The following is a 15,576-nucleotide window of genomic DNA, read 5'->3' as shown; positions in this document are numbered from 1 at the left end:
CCGCTGACCCGCGCCCCGCCGCCGGCAACCGCGGCGCGACCACGCGCGCGTTCTGCTCGCCCCGCGCCCGGGCCGTTGCGCGGCCCGCCCGACGCGGGCGTGGTGCGCTCGGTGGGTGGGGCCGAGGGGAGGCAGGGGTGACCCGTTCGTTGGTTTCGGGGTGCGGTGGCCTCGTTACACACTGGGGTGGTGGAGTCGGCGCCGGTGTCCTGCTCGCTGTGCGGCGACGTCCGCGACCCCTCGGATCCGGCGGCGCTGGCGTGGGCCGGTGAGCGTGACGAGCGTGGCCGGGACCGGTGGCTGTGCCCCGGCTGCACGCGTCGGCACACCCGTGACATCGAGGCGCGGCTGCCCGTGGAGTGGTGGTGACCCGATGATGATCGACGCCGTCGGCGGTGCGCGGGCCGTGATGCCTGACCGAACCGCTGCCCGCACCGCGTAAGTTGTCCAGTATGCAATCCTGGGCTCCGGTCGACGTCCCCCGGCTCGAGGGCAGCGGTCCGCCGCTGCGCCTGCACGACACCGCCACCGGCCGCATCCGGCCGACCGCGCCCGGGCCCGAGGCACTGATGTACGTCTGCGGGATCACCCCCTACGACGCCACACATCTCGGCCACGCAGCCACCTACCTCGCCTTCGACCTGGTCAACCGGATGTGGCGGGACCTCGGACACGACGTGCACTACGTGCAGAACGTCACCGACATCGACGACCCGCTGCTCGAGCGCGCCGCCCGCGACCAGGACGACTGGGTCGTCCTCGGGATGCGCGAGACGGCGCTGTTCCGCGAGGACATGGAGTCGCTGCGCGTCCTTCCGCCGCGGCACTACATCGGCGCGGTCGAGGCGATGGGGGAGATCGCCGAGCTGGTCGGCAAGCTGCTCGCCTCGGGCGCGGCGTACCGGATCGACGACCCGCAGTTCCCCGACGTCTACTTCGACAGCGCGGTGACCGGGCACTTCGGCTACGAGTCCAACTACGACGAGCCGACGATGATCCAGCTGTCCCGGGAGCGCGGCGGCGACCCGGACCGGCCCGGCAAGCGGCACCCGGCGGACGCGCTGCTGTGGCGGATGGCCCGCGAGGGCGAGCCATCGTGGGAATCGGACCTGGGCGCCGGGCGGCCGGGCTGGCACGTCGAGTGCGCCGCGATCGCGCTGAACCGGCTGGGCACCCAGATCGACCTCAACGGCGGCGGCTCGGACCTGATCTTCCCGCACCACGAGTTCGGGGCGGCGCACGCCGAGGCGTTCACCGGGGTGCACCCGTTCGCCCGGCACTACGCGCACACCGGCATGATCGGCCTGGACGGCGAGAAGATGTCGAAGTCGCGGGGCAACCTGGTGTTCGTCTCGAAGCTGCGCGCCGAGGGCGTCGACCCGAACGCGATCCGGGTCGCGCTGCTGGCCGGGCACTACCGCACCGACCGGGCGTGGACGCCGGAGCTCCTCGCCGAGGCGGAGGCCCGGCTGGCCCGCTGGCGGGAGGCCGTCACCCTCGCCGCCGGTCCGGACGCCACCGGCCTCGTCGCCGCGCTGCGCACCCACCTCGCCGACGACCTGGACACCCCGCGGGCGCTGGCCGCGGTGGACGCCTGGGCCGCCGAGGCACTCACCCGGCGCGGCCGCGATGCCGACGCGCCGGCGCTGGCCCGCGACGCGATCGACGCGCTGCTCGGCGTCGCCCTCTGAGCCGTCCCCCTCGTACAGCGGCCTCGTCGCCGTCCGGATCCGGACGGCGACGAGGCTGCGCGTAGCGGAGGGCCGCGGGTCAGTCCGGCGGTTCCACGGAGCCGGCGTCCTCGGTGACGTCCTCCTCCTCGGGGAGCTCCGGCTCGCCGGGGATCTCGATGTCGGGGACCTCGATATCGGCGGGCGGTCGGGAGTCGGTGTCGATCGGTTCCGTCATACCGTCCATCTACCCGTTTCTGGTTGCATGGTCACATGGCGCACAACGTCCTCGGCGGGGAGCTCGAGACCTGCGGAACCGACCCACTGACCGGGTTCTACCGCACCGGGTGCTGCGACACCGGAGCCGAGGACGCGGGCGTGCACACGGTGTGCGCCCAGGTCACCGCCGAGTTCCTGGAGTTCAGCGCGGAACGGGGCAACGACCTGTCCACGCCGCGTCCGGAGTACGGCTTCGCCGGCCTGAAGCCGGGTGACCGGTGGTGCCTGTGCGCCGACCGGTGGGCGGAGGCGTACCAGGCAGGCGTCGCGCCGCCGGTGGTGCTCACCGCGACGCACGCGCGCACCCTGGAGTGGGTCGACCTCGCCGACCTGCGCAAGCACGCCGCCGTGGACTGATCACCGCCGGCCGGGAGGCCACGATCACGCGTCGGCATCTCCGGCCGGGCGTCCGGCCGCCGTCGGCCCGGGGGGCAGCGCCACCGGGACGGCGACCAGCAGCAGGGCCGCCGGCAGCAGGAACGCCGTCAACGGGTCCGCGTGGTAGATCGGCGTCACCAGCAGCGGGGAGAGGGCACCCCCGCCGAACCGGACCGCCTGCACCACCGACATCGATCCGGCCGGATTCGTCGTCGACCCCCGCAGCACGAGCGTGTTCACCCCGACCAGGACGAACTGGGTGGCCACCCCGGCCAGCGCCCACAGCGCCGCGACCACCCACACCACCGGGGCCAGCCCGATCCCGATCAGCAGCAGGCCGCCCAGCACGCCCCCGATGAGGACGCACCGTCGCGGCCCGATCCGATCGGCGGCGCCACCGATCAACCGGGCGGTGAACAATCCCGCGACCCCCAGGCCGGTGAGCAGCAGCCCGCGTTCGCCGGAGCCCAGGCCGAAGGCGTCCTCCACCCGCAGGGCGACCAGGAAGTTCAACCCGGACAGACAGCCCCAGCCCAGCGCGGCCACGATCCCGGCGCGCAGCACGTCGCCCCGCCAGGCACTGCGCAGCGATGGTCTCGGGACGTCCGGTCCCGACGGGCGTTCCTCGGGCGGGATGCCGACCGCGGCCAGACCGAGCGCCACGAGCGCGACGCCCCAGAAGGCGTAGCGCCAGTCCACTTCGGCGGCCACCCCGCCCAGCAGCGGGGCCGAGGTCTGCCCGGCGGCCTGCAGCGACCCGAACCAGCCCACCGCTCTGCCCAGCACGTCCGGGGCCGTGGCGCTGGCCAGCGCGGCCAGCAGCAGGGGGCTGGTGAACCCGTTCGCCAGGCCCTGCACCGCCCGCGCCGCCAGGAACACCGGCAGCGCGGTGGACAGCGCCGCGAGCACCGATGCGGCGGCGTAGACCAGGTAGGCGACCACCACCGTGCGGTGCCGGCCCCACCGCTCGCCGAGGGTGCCCGACACCAGCATCACCGCGGCGAAGGGCACCAGGTACGCCGTCACCGACACCGAGGCGGTCGCCGCCGAGATCCCGAAGCTGGCCCCGAGCTCGGGGAGCATCGCGACGGTGATCCCACCGCCGAACGGGCCGAGGAAGGCCCCCGCATAAAGCCCCGCCCGCGCGGCCGCGGCGCGGCGCACGTTCAGAGCCTGCCTCAGGAGCCCGAGCCTCCCGAACCACGGCGGCGCAGGTACCGCTCGAAGTCCGCGGCGATCGCGTCCCCGCTGGCCTCGGGCATGTCGGACGCGTCCGCGGCGTCCTCTTCGGCCTGCTGCTCGAGCTGGCGCACGTACTCGCGCACCTCGTCGTCGGCCTCGGCCATCTCGCTGACCGTGCGCTCCCACTCCTCGGCCTGCTCGGGAAGCCCGCCCAGCGGCACCTCGACGTCGAGGGCCTCCTCGATGCGGTGCAGCAGCGCGACCGCCGCCTTGGGCACCCGCGCCTGCGAGACGTAGTGCGGCACGGCCGCCCAGAACGACATCGCCGGGATCCCGGCCTGCACGGCCGCGTCCTGGAACACCCCGACGATGCCGGTCGGGCCCTGGTAGCTCGACGGCTCGACACGCATCTCGCCCGCCGACGACGTGTCGTAGGAGATCCCGCTGACCGGCGTCGGCCGGGTGTGCGGGGTGTCGGTGAGGAGCGCCCCCAACGTGATGACCTTGGTCACGCCCAGCCGCTCGGCGTAGGAGAGCAGCTCCGCGCAGAACGCGCGCCACCGAAGGTTCGGCTCGATGCCGTTGACGAGCACGACGTGCCGGCCGGTGCCCGGCAACCGGGCGACCGAGAGCCGCGTCGTCTGCCATTCGATCCGGCGGGTCACCCCGTCGGACAACCGCACGTGCGGGCGGTTGACCTGGAAGTCGTAGTACTCCTCGGGGTCCATCGAGGCCAGCGGCGTCGCGTCCCAGCTCAGCTCGAGATGCTCGAGCGCGGTGGTCGCCGCTTCGCCGGCGTCGTTCCACCCCTCGAAAGCGGCGATCATCACCGGGTCGACGAGAGCAGGCAGATCGGATTCCGCCCCGGGTCGCGGCTCGCGATCGGTCATCGCACCAGCCTACGGCCGAGGGGCGCATCGCGAGGTGCCTGGTCCCTCGGCGGTTAACCTGGTGCGCGTGCCGTCCGACTTCTCTGCAGTGACATCCGAGCTCTTCGACACGACCTTGCTCGACACGCTCGCCGGGCGTGTCGTGGTCGCCGACGGCGCGATGGGCACGATGCTGCAGGCAGTCGACCTGTCGCTCGACGACTTCGCCGGCCTCGAGGGCTGCAACGAGATCCTCAACGACACCCGCCCCGACGTCGTCCGGCACATCCACCGCGCCTATTTCGAGGCCGGCGCGGACGCCGTGGAGACGAACACGTTCGGGGTCAACCTGCCCAACCTCGCCGAGTACGACATCCCGGAGCGGATCCGTGAGCTCGCCGAGAAGGGCGCCCTGCTCGCCCGCGAGGTGGCCGACGACCTCGCGACCGCCGACCGCCCGCGCTACGTGCTGGGCTCCATCGGGCCCGGCACCAAGCTGCCGACGCTGGGCCACGAGACGTTCGCCCGGTTGCGTGACGCCTACTCCGAATGCGGCCGCGGGCTGCTCGCCGGCGGTGCGGACGCGTTCGTCATCGAGACCTGCCAGGACCTGCTGCAGGTCAAGGCGGCCGTGCTCGGCGTCCGGCGGGCGATGGCGCTGGAGGGCCGCCGGATCCCGGTGATCACCCAGGTGACGGTCGAGACCACCGGCACGATGCTGCTGGGCAGCGAGATCGGCGCGGCGCTGACCGCGCTGGAGCCGCTGGGCATCGACCTGATCGGGCTCAACTGCGCCACCGGTCCCGCCGAGATGAGCGAGCACCTGCGCACCCTGTCCAAGCAGGCGCGCGTCCCGCTGTCGGTGATGCCCAACGCCGGTCTGCCGCGGCTCGGACCGAACGGTGCCGAGTACCCGCTCACTCCCGACGAGCTCGCCGAGGCGCTGGCCACGTTCGTGCGGGACTACGGGCTGCGCCTGGTCGGTGGTTGCTGCGGGACGACCCCGGAACACATCCGGGCCGTCGCCGACGCCGTCCCCTCGGTCACTCCCGCGGCCCGGCAGCCACGCCCGGAGCCGGGCGTCAGCTCGCTCTATGCGCCGGTGCCGTTCCGCCAGGACACCTCGGTGCTGATGGTGGGGGAGCGGACCAACGCCAACGGCTCGAAGGCCTTCCGCGAGGCCATGCTCGCCGAGCGCTGGGAGGACTGCGTCGCGATCGCGCGCGAGCAGACCCGCGACGGTGCGCACCTGATCGACCTGTGCGTCGACTACGTGGGCCGCGACGGCGCCGCCGACATGGCCGAGCTGGCCGGCCGGCTCGCCACCGCCTCGACGCTGCCGGTGATGCTCGACTCCACCGAGCCCGAGGTGCTGCGCGCCGGGCTGGAGCGCCTCGGCGGGCGTTCGATCGTCAACTCGGTGAACTACGAGGACGGCGACGGTCCCGGCTCCCGCTTCCAGCGCACGATGGAACTGGTCCGCGAGCACGGCTGCGCGGTCGTCGCGCTGTGCATCGACGAGGAGGGCCAGGCCCGCACCGCGGAGTGGAAGGTGCGGGTGGCCGACCGGCTCATCCGGGACCTGACCACCAACCACGGCCTCCGGGTCGGCGACATCGTGGTGGACACGCTGACCTTCCCGATCACGACCGGGCAGGAAGAGGTCCGCCGCGATGCCCTGGAGACCATCGAGGCGATCCGCGAGCTCAAGCGCCGCTACCCCGACGTGCAGACCACGCTCGGGGTCTCCAACGTCTCGTTCGGCCTGAACCCGGCGGCCCGGCAGGTGCTGAACTCGGTGTTCCTGCACGAATGCGTGAACGCCGGGCTGGACACCGCGATCGTCAGCGCGGCCAAGATCCTGCCGATGGCGAAGATCGCCCACGAGCAGCGGTCGGTGGCGCTGGACCTGGTCTATGACCGCCGCCGTGAGGGCTACGACCCGCTGAACCGGTTCATGGAGCTGTTCGAGGGCGTCACGGCGTCCTCGGCGAAGGCCGGGCGGGCCGAGGAGCTGGCCGCGCTGCCGCTGTTCGAGCGTCTGGAGCGCCGCATCGTCGACGGCGAGCGCAACGGCCTCGAGGACGACCTCGACGCCGCCCTCGAGCAGCGGCCCGCCCTGGAGATCATCAACGACACGTTGCTGGCCGGGATGAAGACCGTCGGCGAGCTGTTCGGCTCGGGCCAGATGCAGCTGCCGTTCGTGCTGGCCAGTGCCGAGGTGATGAAGACCGCCGTGGCCCACCTCGAGCCGCACATGGAGAAGACCGACTCCGACGGCAAGGGCACGATCGTGCTGGCCACGGTCAAGGGCGACGTCCACGACATCGGCAAGAACCTCGTCGACATCATCCTGAGCAACAACGGCTACACCGTGGTCAACCTGGGCATCAAGCAGCCCATCAGCACGATCCTCTCGGCCGCCGAGGAGTACCGCGCCGACGCCGTCGGGATGTCCGGGCTGCTGGTGAAGTCGACGGTGATCATGAAGGAGAACCTCCAGGAGATGAACTCCCGGGGGGTCGCGGCGAGGCTCCCGGTGCTGCTCGGCGGCGCCGCGCTGACCCGCTCCTACGTCGAGAACGACCTGTCCGAGGTCTACGAGGGCCGCGTCTCCTACGCCCGGGACGCGTTCGAGGGCCTGCGGCTGATGGACGCCACGATGGCCCGCGCCCGCGGTGACGTCCCGGCGGTCGACCCCGAGGAGGAGGCGAAGAAGGCCGAGCGCAAGGCCCGCCACGAGCGCTCCCAGCGCGTCGCGGCCAAGCGCAAGGCGGCCGAGGCCGAGGCGGCGGGCCCGATCCCGGAGCGCTCCGACGTGGCGGTCGACAACCCGCTGCCCACGCCGCCGTTCTGGGGCACCCGCGTCGTCAAGGGCATCGCGCTGGCCGACTACTCCGGCATGGTCGACGAGCGCGCGCTGTTCCTCGGGCAGTGGGGGCTGCGCGGCGCCCGCGGCGGCGCCGGACCGTCCTACGAGGAGCTGGTGGAGACCGAGGGCCGGCCGCGACTGCGGTACTGGCTGGAGCGGCTGTCCACCGAGGGCGTGCTCGCCCACGCGGCCGTCGTCTACGGCTACTTCCCGGCGGTGTCCGAGGGCGATTCGCTGGTCGTGCTCGACGAGCCGCGCGCCGACGCGGCGGAGCGGTACCGGTTCGGTTTCCCCCGCCAGCGCCGCGACCGGCACCTGTGCCTGGCCGACTTCTGGCGCCCCCGCGGCCTGGCCGCCGAGCGCGGCGAGGTGGACGTCCTGCCGCTGCACCTGGTGACCATGGGCCAGCCCATCGCCGACTACGCCAACGAGCTGTTCGCCAAGGACGCCTACCGTGACTACCTTGAGGTCCACGGGCTCGGCGTCCAGCTCACCGAGGCGCTGGCCGAGTACTGGCACCGGCGGATCCGCGAGGAGCTGACCTGGCCGACCGGCGGGTCGCTCGCGGCCGAGGACCCCGACGACGTCGAGGAGTTCTTCAAGCTCGGCTACCGCGGCGCCCGGTACTCCCTGGGATACGGCGCCTGCCCGAACCTCGACGACCGCGTGAAGATCGTCGAGCTGCTGGAGCCGGGCCGTATCGGCGTCGAGCTGTCCGAGGAGCTGCAGCTGCATCCCGAGCAGTCCACCGACGCCCTGGTCGCCCACCACCCGGAGGCGAAGTACTTCAATGCCGGCTGAGACCGTTCGTGAGGGTGGAACGGGGCCCGCGGCGGTGCTCTGGGACATGGACGGGACGCTGATCGACTCGGAGAAGGTCTGGGATCGCTCGCTGTCCGAGACCGCCCGGTGGCTGGGCGGCGAGCTCAGCGCCGCGGCCCGGACCGAGACCATCGGCGGGAACATGGCGCTGTGCCTGGAGATCCTGTTCCGCGACGTCGGTGTGGCGCCGACCCCGCAGCGGACCGCCGCGGCACGCGACTGGCTGATCGCCCGGACCGCGGAGCTGTTCGCCGAGGGCCTGCCGTGGCGGCCCGGCGCGGAGGAGGCGCTGCTGACCGTCCGGGACGCGGGCTGGCCGATGGCCCTGGTCACCAACACCGGCCGCCTGCTCACCGAGATGGCGTTGGAGAGCATCGGCCGCGAGCACTTCGCCGTCACCGTGTGCGGGGACGAGGTGCCGCGCGGCAAACCCCACCCCGATCCGTACCTGCGCGCCGCGGAGCTGCTCGGGGTGCCGGCCGCGGAGTGCCTCGCGGTCGAGGACTCCGCGACCGGGACGACGGCCGCCGAGCGGGCCGGCGCCGTGGTACTGGTGGTGCCGTGCGAGGTGGCGGTGCCGGCCGCGCCGAGCCGCGTGCACCGCGAGTCACTGGTGGGGCTGCGCCCCGCCGACGTGGCCCGTGCCTATACCCGTGTCCGCGGCGGCCGCCCGTCGTGAGACCGTTGGACCTGGCACGAGGTCCGCTCATCGGTGTGCTGCTCCGAACGAACGGCTCGCCGGCCTGCGTATTCTTCGCCACCGGGCGCACGATGCGACCCGCCAGCAGCACGACGGGTATGCCGGATCGTGGGCGTGTCCGCGACGTATGACACTGAGGTGGAGAGGAGATACTCGACGTGAAGACCTTCGACGGGCTGTTCGCCGAGCTCACCGACAAGGCGGCCAACCGGCCGGCCGGGTCGGGGACGGTGGCGGCCCTCGACGCCGGGGTCCATGCGCAGGGCAAGAAGCTGCTCGAGGAGGCCGGCGAGGTCTGGATCGCTGCCGAGCACGAGGCCGACGACGCCCTGGCCGAGGAGATCTCCCAGCTCCTCTACCGGATACAGGTCCTCATGATCGGTCGCGGACTGACCCTCGAAGACGTCTACAAGTTCCTGTGATCGCTCGCTGATCACCCACCCGCACGGCACCACCGAGGAGAACTCATGCTCCGCGTCGCCCTCCCGAACAAGGGCACCCTCGCCGAGCCCGCCGCAACGATGATGCGTGAGGCGGGATACCGCCAGCGCTCGGACTCCCGCGATCTCAGCATGGTCGACGAGGAGAACGGGATCGAGTTCTTCTACCTGCGGCCCAAGGACATCGCGACCTACGTCGGTTCCGGCGACCTGCATCTCGGGGTGACCGGCCACGACCTGATGGAGGAGTCGGGCAGCCAGGTCCACGACGTGCTCAAGCTGGGCTTCGGGGCGTCGAAGTTCCGGTTCGCCGCGCCGGAGTCGCAGGACTGGAAGCTCGAGGACCTCGACGGCAAGACGATCGCCACGTCCTACCCGCGGCTGGTGCGCTCGCACCTGAGCGGCAAGCGGATCGGTGCGAAGATCATCAAGCTGGACGGGGCGGTGGAGATCTCGGTGCAGCTCGGGCTGGCCGACGCCATCGCCGACGTGGTGTCCTCGGGGCGCACGCTGCGCCAGCACGGACTCAAGGTCATCGGCGACCCGATCGCCGAGTCGCAGGCCACCCTGATCGAGCGCGAACCGCGCCCGGACCGGGTCGACTCCGACGAGATCAAGCACGCCAAGTTGATCTTCATCGAGCGCCTGCGCGGTGTCGTCTACGCCCGGCAGTACCTCATGCTCGACTACGACTGCCCGAAGTCCGTCCTGGAGGAGGCGAAGAAGATCACTCCGGGCCTGCAGGCCCCGACGATCGCGCCGCTGGCGGACAACGACTGGGTGGCGGTCCGCTCCATGGTCCGCAAGCAGTGCGCGAACAGCGTCATGGACCAGCTGGCCGTCCTCGGCGCCCGGGCCATCCTGACCTCGGAGATCCGCTCCTGCCGGGCGGTCGACGGCCGCTTCGCCTGAGCCGAGCCCGGCCTTCCCGCATCGTGCGGCCCCGTCGTCCACCACGCCGGCACGACGACGTCGCCGCCTGCCGGTTCCGCTGCTAGCGCGGGCGCACGATCAGACTCTGCGTGGCCTGGCCGGTGTGCCCGTGCTCGTCGAACAGCCGCGCCGACACCGTGCCCAGGCCGGTCGGGCCGATCGCGGTGGCGGCGTCGAGGCCGATCCACTCGCCCACGGGTGCCCGGTGCAGGTGCAGCGTCAACTCGGTGTTCACGAACAACCACTCCCGGATGTCGAGCCGGGCGGCGGCGCCGTTCGCCGAGTCGGCCACCACGGCGAGCCGCTGCAGCGGGCTGGTCGGCTCACCGGCCACCAGCGGGACTCGCTGGCGCGCCCAGACCGAGCCGGGCCCGGGCTCGGCCAGCCAGCCGTGCAGCCACCGCCACTCCAGCGCGTCCATGAACCCCGGCAGCCAGCCCTCCGGACGCTCGGTGCGCAGCGTGCCCTCCGTGGGAGGGGGCAGCGGCGCCGCCTCGCCGGCCGCGGCGGCCCCGGTGTCGCCGGCGGCGAGCCGCCAGGCCCGGGCCCGCAGTACCGCCCGCCCGCCCGCGGTCATCTCCGCACCCAGCATCTCGATACTGCGCCCGGCCCGCTCGACCTGGGCGCGCACCTCGACGTCGCCGGCCGGCACCCGCCCGAGGACCTCGACGGTGATCCGGGACAGCTGCAGCTCGGACGCGTCCGGCCGGCTCGGCGGGCACAGCTCCAGCGCGCGGACCAGCAACGCGGACGGCGGACCGACGTGCTGGGCATCGGCGAACCACGGACCGGTGGTGGAGAACGTCGCGTGGAACCGGCCGCTGTCGGGGTCGCCGAGGGGCAGATAGAAGGGCTCGAGCTCGCTCACCGCCCGATCATGCCTGTCCGGTCAATCGGATCGATCGGCCAGGATCTCGGTGGCACCGGCCCCGAGGAGCGGGAGCCCCGACGCCCCGGCGCCCTCGGCACCGGCGTCCGGCTCGGGCCAGCCGGGGTACTCCGGCGCCGTGCCGTCCCACGCCGGGCAGAGCGGACGGTGGCTGCACCAGTCGCACAGCCGGCTCGGGTTCGGCCGGAAGTCCCCGCTGCGGCCGGCGGTGAGGATCGCCTGCCAGATCGCGTCGAGGGTGCGCTCGAACCGACGCAGCTCCGCCTCGTCGGGGTGGTAGGTGAGGGCCTCGGTGTCGGCCAGGTACATCAGCCGCAGCTCGGTGGGCACGACGCCGCGCAGGTGCAGCAGCACCAGGGCGTAGAACTTCATCTGGAACAGCGCCCGGGCCTCGGCCACCTGCCGTGGCGCGGCGCCGGTCTTGTAGTCGACCACCCGGATCTGCCCGGTCGGCGCGACGTCGATCCGGTCGATGTAGCCGCGCAGCAGCAATCCCGACTCCAGCTCGGCCTCCACGAGCAGCTCCCGGGCCTGCGGCTCGAGCCGTCGCGGGTCCTCCAGCCGGAAGTAGGCGTCGAGCAGCCCGCCGGCCGACGCCAGCCATTCGGCCAGCTCGGGGTCGCCGGGCCCGGAGAACAGCTCCGCGAGCAGCTCGGGGCCCTGGTCCAGCAGCTCGCGCCACACCGGCTCGACGAGGGCCCTGGCCGCGGCGGGCACCCGCTGCGGCGCAGGCAGCTCGTAGAGCCGCTCGAGCACCGCGTGCACGACGGTGCCGCGGATCTGGGCGCGGCTCGGCTTCTCCGGCAACCGGTCGATCGCCCGGAACCGGTACAGCAACGGGCACTGTTTGAAGTCCCCGGCCCGGGACGGCGACAGCGCCGGGCGGCGCCGGGGGCGCGCGTCCAGCTCGGTGGTCCCGGCGGTCTCGGTCACGGCGCACACGCTAAGCGATCGGACCGACAGTCCCGATCGGGTACATCGGCGGAGGATGCCGGACTGCGACGGATGGATCACGTGCGTACCTTGCGTCGGGTGAGACGCATCCCCCTCCTGATCGCCGGCGCCGCCGTCGCCACCGTGCTGACCGCCTGCTCGGCCACGGCCCCCGGGGCGGCGGACACGCCGGCCACGTCGTCGGCGGTGCCGGGGGAGCCGGCGGTCAGCGCCGAGGAGGCCGGTGTCGAGACCGTGTTCCACGCCTACTACCAGGCCCTGCTGGCGCGCGACTTCGCCACGGCGTGTGCGCTCAACGCCCCCGAGACCAACCAGCAGCTGCTCCACAACGCCGCCGCGGGTGGACTGCAGTCGACCAGCTGCGAGGACGCCCTCACCCGGATCTACGCCGTGCCCGGCGCGGCCGAGACCTCCGACGGCATCGCGAGGAGCGCCCGTGTGCAGGACGTCGCGATCACCGGCGACACGGCGACCATCAGCTGGGACGCCGAGACCCACGGCGAGCGCCGGACCGCCCGCAACATCGTGCGGATGATCGAGGGCCAGTGGCGGCTGGTGGACGTCAACCCGAGGTGAGGACCCGGTAGCGCGGTCATGACGACGGCGGTTGCGGGCACCGGTGACCCCACCGGCTAGCGTTGCGCTCCGTGCCCGTCCCCCTCGAGGACGACCGCGCCGACTCCGCGGCCGTCGATGCAGCCGAGACCGTCAGTGCCGTCGACGCCCCCGACACACCCGCCGACACGCCCGCCGCGCCCACCGGCGCCGCTCGCGGCGGCCCCTTCCGCCCGGGTGACCGGGTGCAGTTGACCGACCCGAAGGGCCGCAAGTACAGCCTGACCCTGGAGGAGGGCGGTCAGTACCACACCCACCGTGGCGGGCTGGCGCACGACGAACTGATCGGCAAGCCCGAGGGCAGCGTGATCGTCTCCCCGGTCGGTACGCCCTACCTCGCGCTGCGTCCACTGCTGGCCGACTACGTGCTCTCGATGCCGCGCGGCGCGCAGGTCATCTACCCCAAGGACGCCGCGCAGATCCTCATGTGGGGCGACGTGTTCCCGGGCGCGCGGGTCCTCGAGGCGGGCGCGGGATCGGGTGCGCTGACCTGCTCGCTGCTGCAGGCGGTCGGCCCCGAGGGCAGCGTCGTGTCCTACGAGATCCGGGAGGACCACGCCGAGCACGCCGAACGCAACGTGCGGCGGTTCTTCGGCGAGGTGCCACCCAACTGGAGCTTGCGCATCGGCGACCTCGCCACCCACGTCGGCGAGGTCGACCGCGTCGTGCTGGACATGCTGGCACCGTGGGACATGCTGGAGACGGTGTCGAAGGCGCTGATCCCGGGCGGCGTGCTCGTCGGGTACGTGGCCACGACGACGCAGCTGTCCCGGTTGATGGAGGCGCTGCGCGAACAGCAGTGCTGGACCGAGCCGCAGGCATGGGAGTCGCTGGTCAGGCCGTGGCACGTGGTGGGGCTCGCGGTCCGGCCCGAGCACCGCATGATCGGTCACACCGCGTTCCTGGTGACCGCCCGCCGCCTCGCCGACGGGGTCGTTCCGCCCCGGCCGCAGCGCAGGCCGACCAGTCGCTGAGGGCAACCGGCCGAAGCACGGAACGGCGTGGTTACGGAAACGACACCAGGGTACGACGTCAAGGTGCCGTCCGGCTGAGTGATGGATCACCGTTTCGCCGCACGGCCGCGGCCAGCGTTGGCCAGGTACCGTATGGAAACGGAACACGGAGGGAGGATGCCGTGAACCCCTACGACGACGGTCCCGGCAGGCACGGCTCGGGTGATCACGGGGACCTCAGCCCTGCAGAGGCCATCGCGCAGATCCGCTTCCTGGAGGAAGAGGTCGCGCTGCTGCGGCGCAAGCTCACCGAGTCCCCGCGGCATGCCCGGATCCTGGAGCAGCGGCTCGCCGAGTCCGCGTCCAGGCTCTCCCAGCTGAGCGCGCGCAACGAGAAGCTGACCGAGACGCTGAAGGAAGCGCGGAGCCAGCTCATCGCCCTGCGCGAGGAGGTCGACCGGCTCGCTCAGCCGCCGAGTGGTTACGGCGTGTTCCTGGCGCGCTACCCCGACGAGACGGTGGACGTGTTCACGTCCGGCCGTCGCATGCGCGTCGCGGTCTCCCCGGCCGTGCAGACCGAGGACCTGCGCAGCGGCCAGACGGTGCGCCTCAACGAGGCGCTCACCGTCGTCGAGGCCGGCGACTACGAGCGCATCGGCGAGGTCTGCGGCCTGCGCGAGGTCCTCTCCGAGCCCACCTCCGACGGGCTGGCCGGCCGCGCCCTGGTGGTCGGTCACGCCGACGAGGAGCGGGTCGTCTGGCTCGCCTCGCCGCTGATCCCCGGCCCCGACAACCCCGACGCGGTGCCGCTCAAGCCGGGCGACTCGCTGCTGGTGGACACCAAGGCCGGCTACGCCTACGAGCGCGTCCCGAAGGCCGAGGTCGAGGACCTCGTGCTGGAGGAGGTGCCCGACGTCGCCTACGAGGACATCGGCGGCCTGTTCCGGCAGATCGAGCAGATCCGCGACGCGGTCGAGCTCCCGTTCCTGCACGCCGAGCTGTTCCGCGAGTACGAGCTGCGCCCGCCCAAGGGTGTGCTGCTCTACGGCCCGCCCGGCTGCGGCAAGACGCTGATCGCCAAGGCGGTGGCGAACTCGCTGGCCAAGAAGGTCGCCGCGGTCCGGGGCGACGACCCGAACGAGGCCAAGTCGTTCTTCCTCAACATCAAGGGTCCGGAGCTGCTCAACAAGTTCGTCGGCGAGACCGAGCGGCACATCCGGCTGATCTTCCAGCGGGCCCGGGAGAAGGCCAGCGAGGGCACGCCGGTCATCGTGTTCTTCGACGAGATGGACTCGATCTTCCGCACCCGTGGGTCGGGTGTCTCCTCCGACGTCGAGACGACGATCGTGCCCCAGCTGCTCAGCGAGATCGACGGTGTCGAGGGCCTGGAGAACGTCATCGTCATCGGCGCCTCCAACCGCGAGGACATGATCGACCCCGCGATCCTGCGGCCCGGCCGCCTGGACGTGAAGATCAAGATCGAGCGGCCGGACGCCGAGGCGGCGCAGGACATCTTCTCCAAGTACCTGACGGAGACGCTGCCGATCCACGTCGACGACGTCGCCGAGTTCGGCGGCAACCGCAAGGCGTGCATCGACGCGATGATCCAGCGGGTCGTCGAGCGGATGTACGACGAGACCGAGGAGAACCGGTTCCTGGAGGTCACCTACGCCAACGGTGACAAGGAGACCCTGTACTTCAAGGACTTCAACTCCGGCGCCATGATCCAGAACATCGTCGACCGGTCGAAGAAGGCGGCGATCAAGTCGGTGCTCGAGACCGGCCAGCCCGGCCTGCGGGTGCAGCACCTGCTCGACGCGATCGTCGACGAGTTCGCCGAGAACGAGGACCTGCCCAACACGACCAACCCCGACGACTGGGCGCGGATCTCGGGCAAGAAGGGGGAGCGGATCGTCTACATCCGCACCCTGGTCACCGGCAAGAACGCCGAGTCCGGGCGGTGCTCGCCCACGAGCAGGCCCACCTGCGCGAACGCCACGACCTGGTGGTGCTGCCGTTC

The 15,576-nt window shown here is 72.2% G+C and carries 15 protein-coding genes; 10 read left to right on the top strand and 5 right to left on the bottom strand.

The window, feature by feature from the left end; translation table 11 throughout:
• Nucleotides 1-189 precede the first annotated feature (189 nt).
• Together HF519_RS25485 and mshC are read left to right on the top strand one after the other, a co-directional pair.
• Nucleotides 190-369 carry a hypothetical protein gene (locus HF519_RS25485; protein ID WP_169415538.1) on the top strand — a complete coding sequence of 60 codons (180 nt, stop codon included), beginning with the start codon at nucleotides 190-192 and terminating at the stop codon, nucleotides 367-369.
• 83 nt (nucleotides 370-452) lie between these two features.
• Nucleotides 453-1,691 carry a cysteine--1-D-myo-inosityl 2-amino-2-deoxy-alpha-D-glucopyranoside ligase gene (gene mshC, locus HF519_RS25480; RefSeq protein ID WP_169415537.1) on the top strand — a complete coding sequence of 413 codons (1,239 nt, stop codon included), beginning with the start codon at nucleotides 453-455 and terminating at the stop codon, nucleotides 1,689-1,691.
• Between the two features lie 79 nt (nucleotides 1,692-1,770).
• On the opposite strand, the gene HF519_RS25475 is transcribed toward mshC, so the two are convergent.
• The gene (locus HF519_RS25475) at nucleotides 1,771-1,908 is read right to left on the bottom strand and encodes a hypothetical protein (RefSeq protein WP_169415536.1); all 138 of its coding nucleotides are present in this window, start codon (nucleotides 1,906-1,908) and stop codon (nucleotides 1,771-1,773) included.
• A 35-nt stretch (nucleotides 1,909-1,943) separates the two neighbouring features.
• On the opposite strand from HF519_RS25475, the gene HF519_RS25470 reads away from it, so the two are divergent.
• Nucleotides 1,944-2,306, top strand: coding sequence for a DUF2237 family protein (locus HF519_RS25470; protein ID WP_169415535.1), 363 nt, complete (start codon nucleotides 1,944-1,946; stop codon nucleotides 2,304-2,306).
• 24 nt (nucleotides 2,307-2,330) lie between these two features.
• On the opposite strand, the gene HF519_RS25465 is transcribed toward HF519_RS25470, so the two are convergent.
• Nucleotides 2,331-3,491, bottom strand: a complete 1,161-nt coding sequence (locus tag HF519_RS25465; RefSeq protein WP_312860336.1) for an MFS transporter — start codon at nucleotides 3,489-3,491, stop codon at nucleotides 2,331-2,333.
• A 14-nt stretch (nucleotides 3,492-3,505) separates the two neighbouring features.
• Nucleotides 3,506-4,399 (bottom strand): PAC2 family protein, encoded by an 894-nt coding sequence (locus tag HF519_RS25460; RefSeq protein ID WP_169415534.1) that lies wholly within the window; start codon nucleotides 4,397-4,399, stop codon nucleotides 3,506-3,508.
• 88 nt (nucleotides 4,400-4,487) lie between these two features.
• Between HF519_RS25460 and metH the strand changes: the two genes are divergently transcribed.
• The 4 genes from metH (at nucleotide 4,488) to hisG (ending at nucleotide 10,124) form a co-directional block, all read left to right on the top strand.
• Nucleotides 4,488-8,051: a methionine synthase gene (gene metH / locus HF519_RS25455; RefSeq protein WP_312860338.1), complete on the top strand. Its 3,564-nt coding sequence runs from the start codon at nucleotides 4,488-4,490 to the stop codon at nucleotides 8,049-8,051.
• Nucleotides 8,041-8,751: an HAD family hydrolase gene (locus HF519_RS25450; RefSeq protein WP_169415532.1), complete on the top strand. Its 711-nt coding sequence runs from the start codon at nucleotides 8,041-8,043 to the stop codon at nucleotides 8,749-8,751. Before metH ends, HF519_RS25450 begins: the two co-directional genes overlap by 11 nt.
• Nucleotides 8,752-8,930: 179 nt before the next feature.
• Nucleotides 8,931-9,194 (top strand): phosphoribosyl-ATP diphosphatase, encoded by a 264-nt coding sequence (locus HF519_RS25445; protein WP_169415531.1) that lies wholly within the window; start codon nucleotides 8,931-8,933, stop codon nucleotides 9,192-9,194.
• Nucleotides 9,195-9,239: 45 nt separating this feature from the next.
• Nucleotides 9,240-10,124 (top strand): ATP phosphoribosyltransferase, encoded by an 885-nt coding sequence (gene hisG, locus HF519_RS25440; protein ID WP_169415530.1) that lies wholly within the window; start codon nucleotides 9,240-9,242, stop codon nucleotides 10,122-10,124.
• Nucleotides 10,125-10,206: 82 nt separating this feature from the next.
• On the opposite strand, the gene HF519_RS25435 is transcribed toward hisG, so the two are convergent.
• Nucleotides 10,207-11,013 (bottom strand): thioesterase family protein, encoded by an 807-nt coding sequence (locus tag HF519_RS25435; protein WP_169415529.1) that lies wholly within the window; start codon nucleotides 11,011-11,013, stop codon nucleotides 10,207-10,209.
• A 21-nt stretch (nucleotides 11,014-11,034) separates the two neighbouring features.
• On the bottom strand, nucleotides 11,035-11,967 hold the full coding sequence (locus tag HF519_RS25430) for a RecB family exonuclease (RefSeq protein WP_169415528.1): 933 nt from the start codon (nucleotides 11,965-11,967) through the stop codon (nucleotides 11,035-11,037).
• Between the two features lie 99 nt (nucleotides 11,968-12,066).
• Between HF519_RS25430 and HF519_RS25425 the strand changes: the two genes are divergently transcribed.
• From HF519_RS25425 to arc, 3 genes are all read left to right on the top strand, one after another.
• A complete protein-coding gene (locus HF519_RS25425; RefSeq protein ID WP_169415527.1) occupies nucleotides 12,067-12,564 on the top strand; it encodes a hypothetical protein in 498 nt (165 codons plus the stop codon).
• Nucleotides 12,565-12,635: 71 nt separating this feature from the next.
• On the top strand, nucleotides 12,636-13,577 hold the full coding sequence (locus HF519_RS25420) for a tRNA (adenine-N1)-methyltransferase (RefSeq protein WP_169415526.1): 942 nt from the start codon (nucleotides 12,636-12,638) through the stop codon (nucleotides 13,575-13,577).
• A 161-nt stretch (nucleotides 13,578-13,738) separates the two neighbouring features.
• Nucleotides 13,739-15,576, top strand: a 1,838-nt coding sequence (gene arc / locus HF519_RS25415; RefSeq protein WP_438826439.1) for a proteasome ATPase, incomplete at its 3' end; no start/stop codon positions are given.

It is taken from the genome of Pseudonocardia bannensis (genome assembly GCF_012911875.1).
GTDB lineage: Bacteria > Actinomycetota > Actinomycetes > Mycobacteriales > Pseudonocardiaceae > Pseudonocardia > Pseudonocardia bannensis.
Note: the sequence above shows the minus strand (reverse complement) of the source record. Positions and strands in the feature narration are given on the sequence as shown.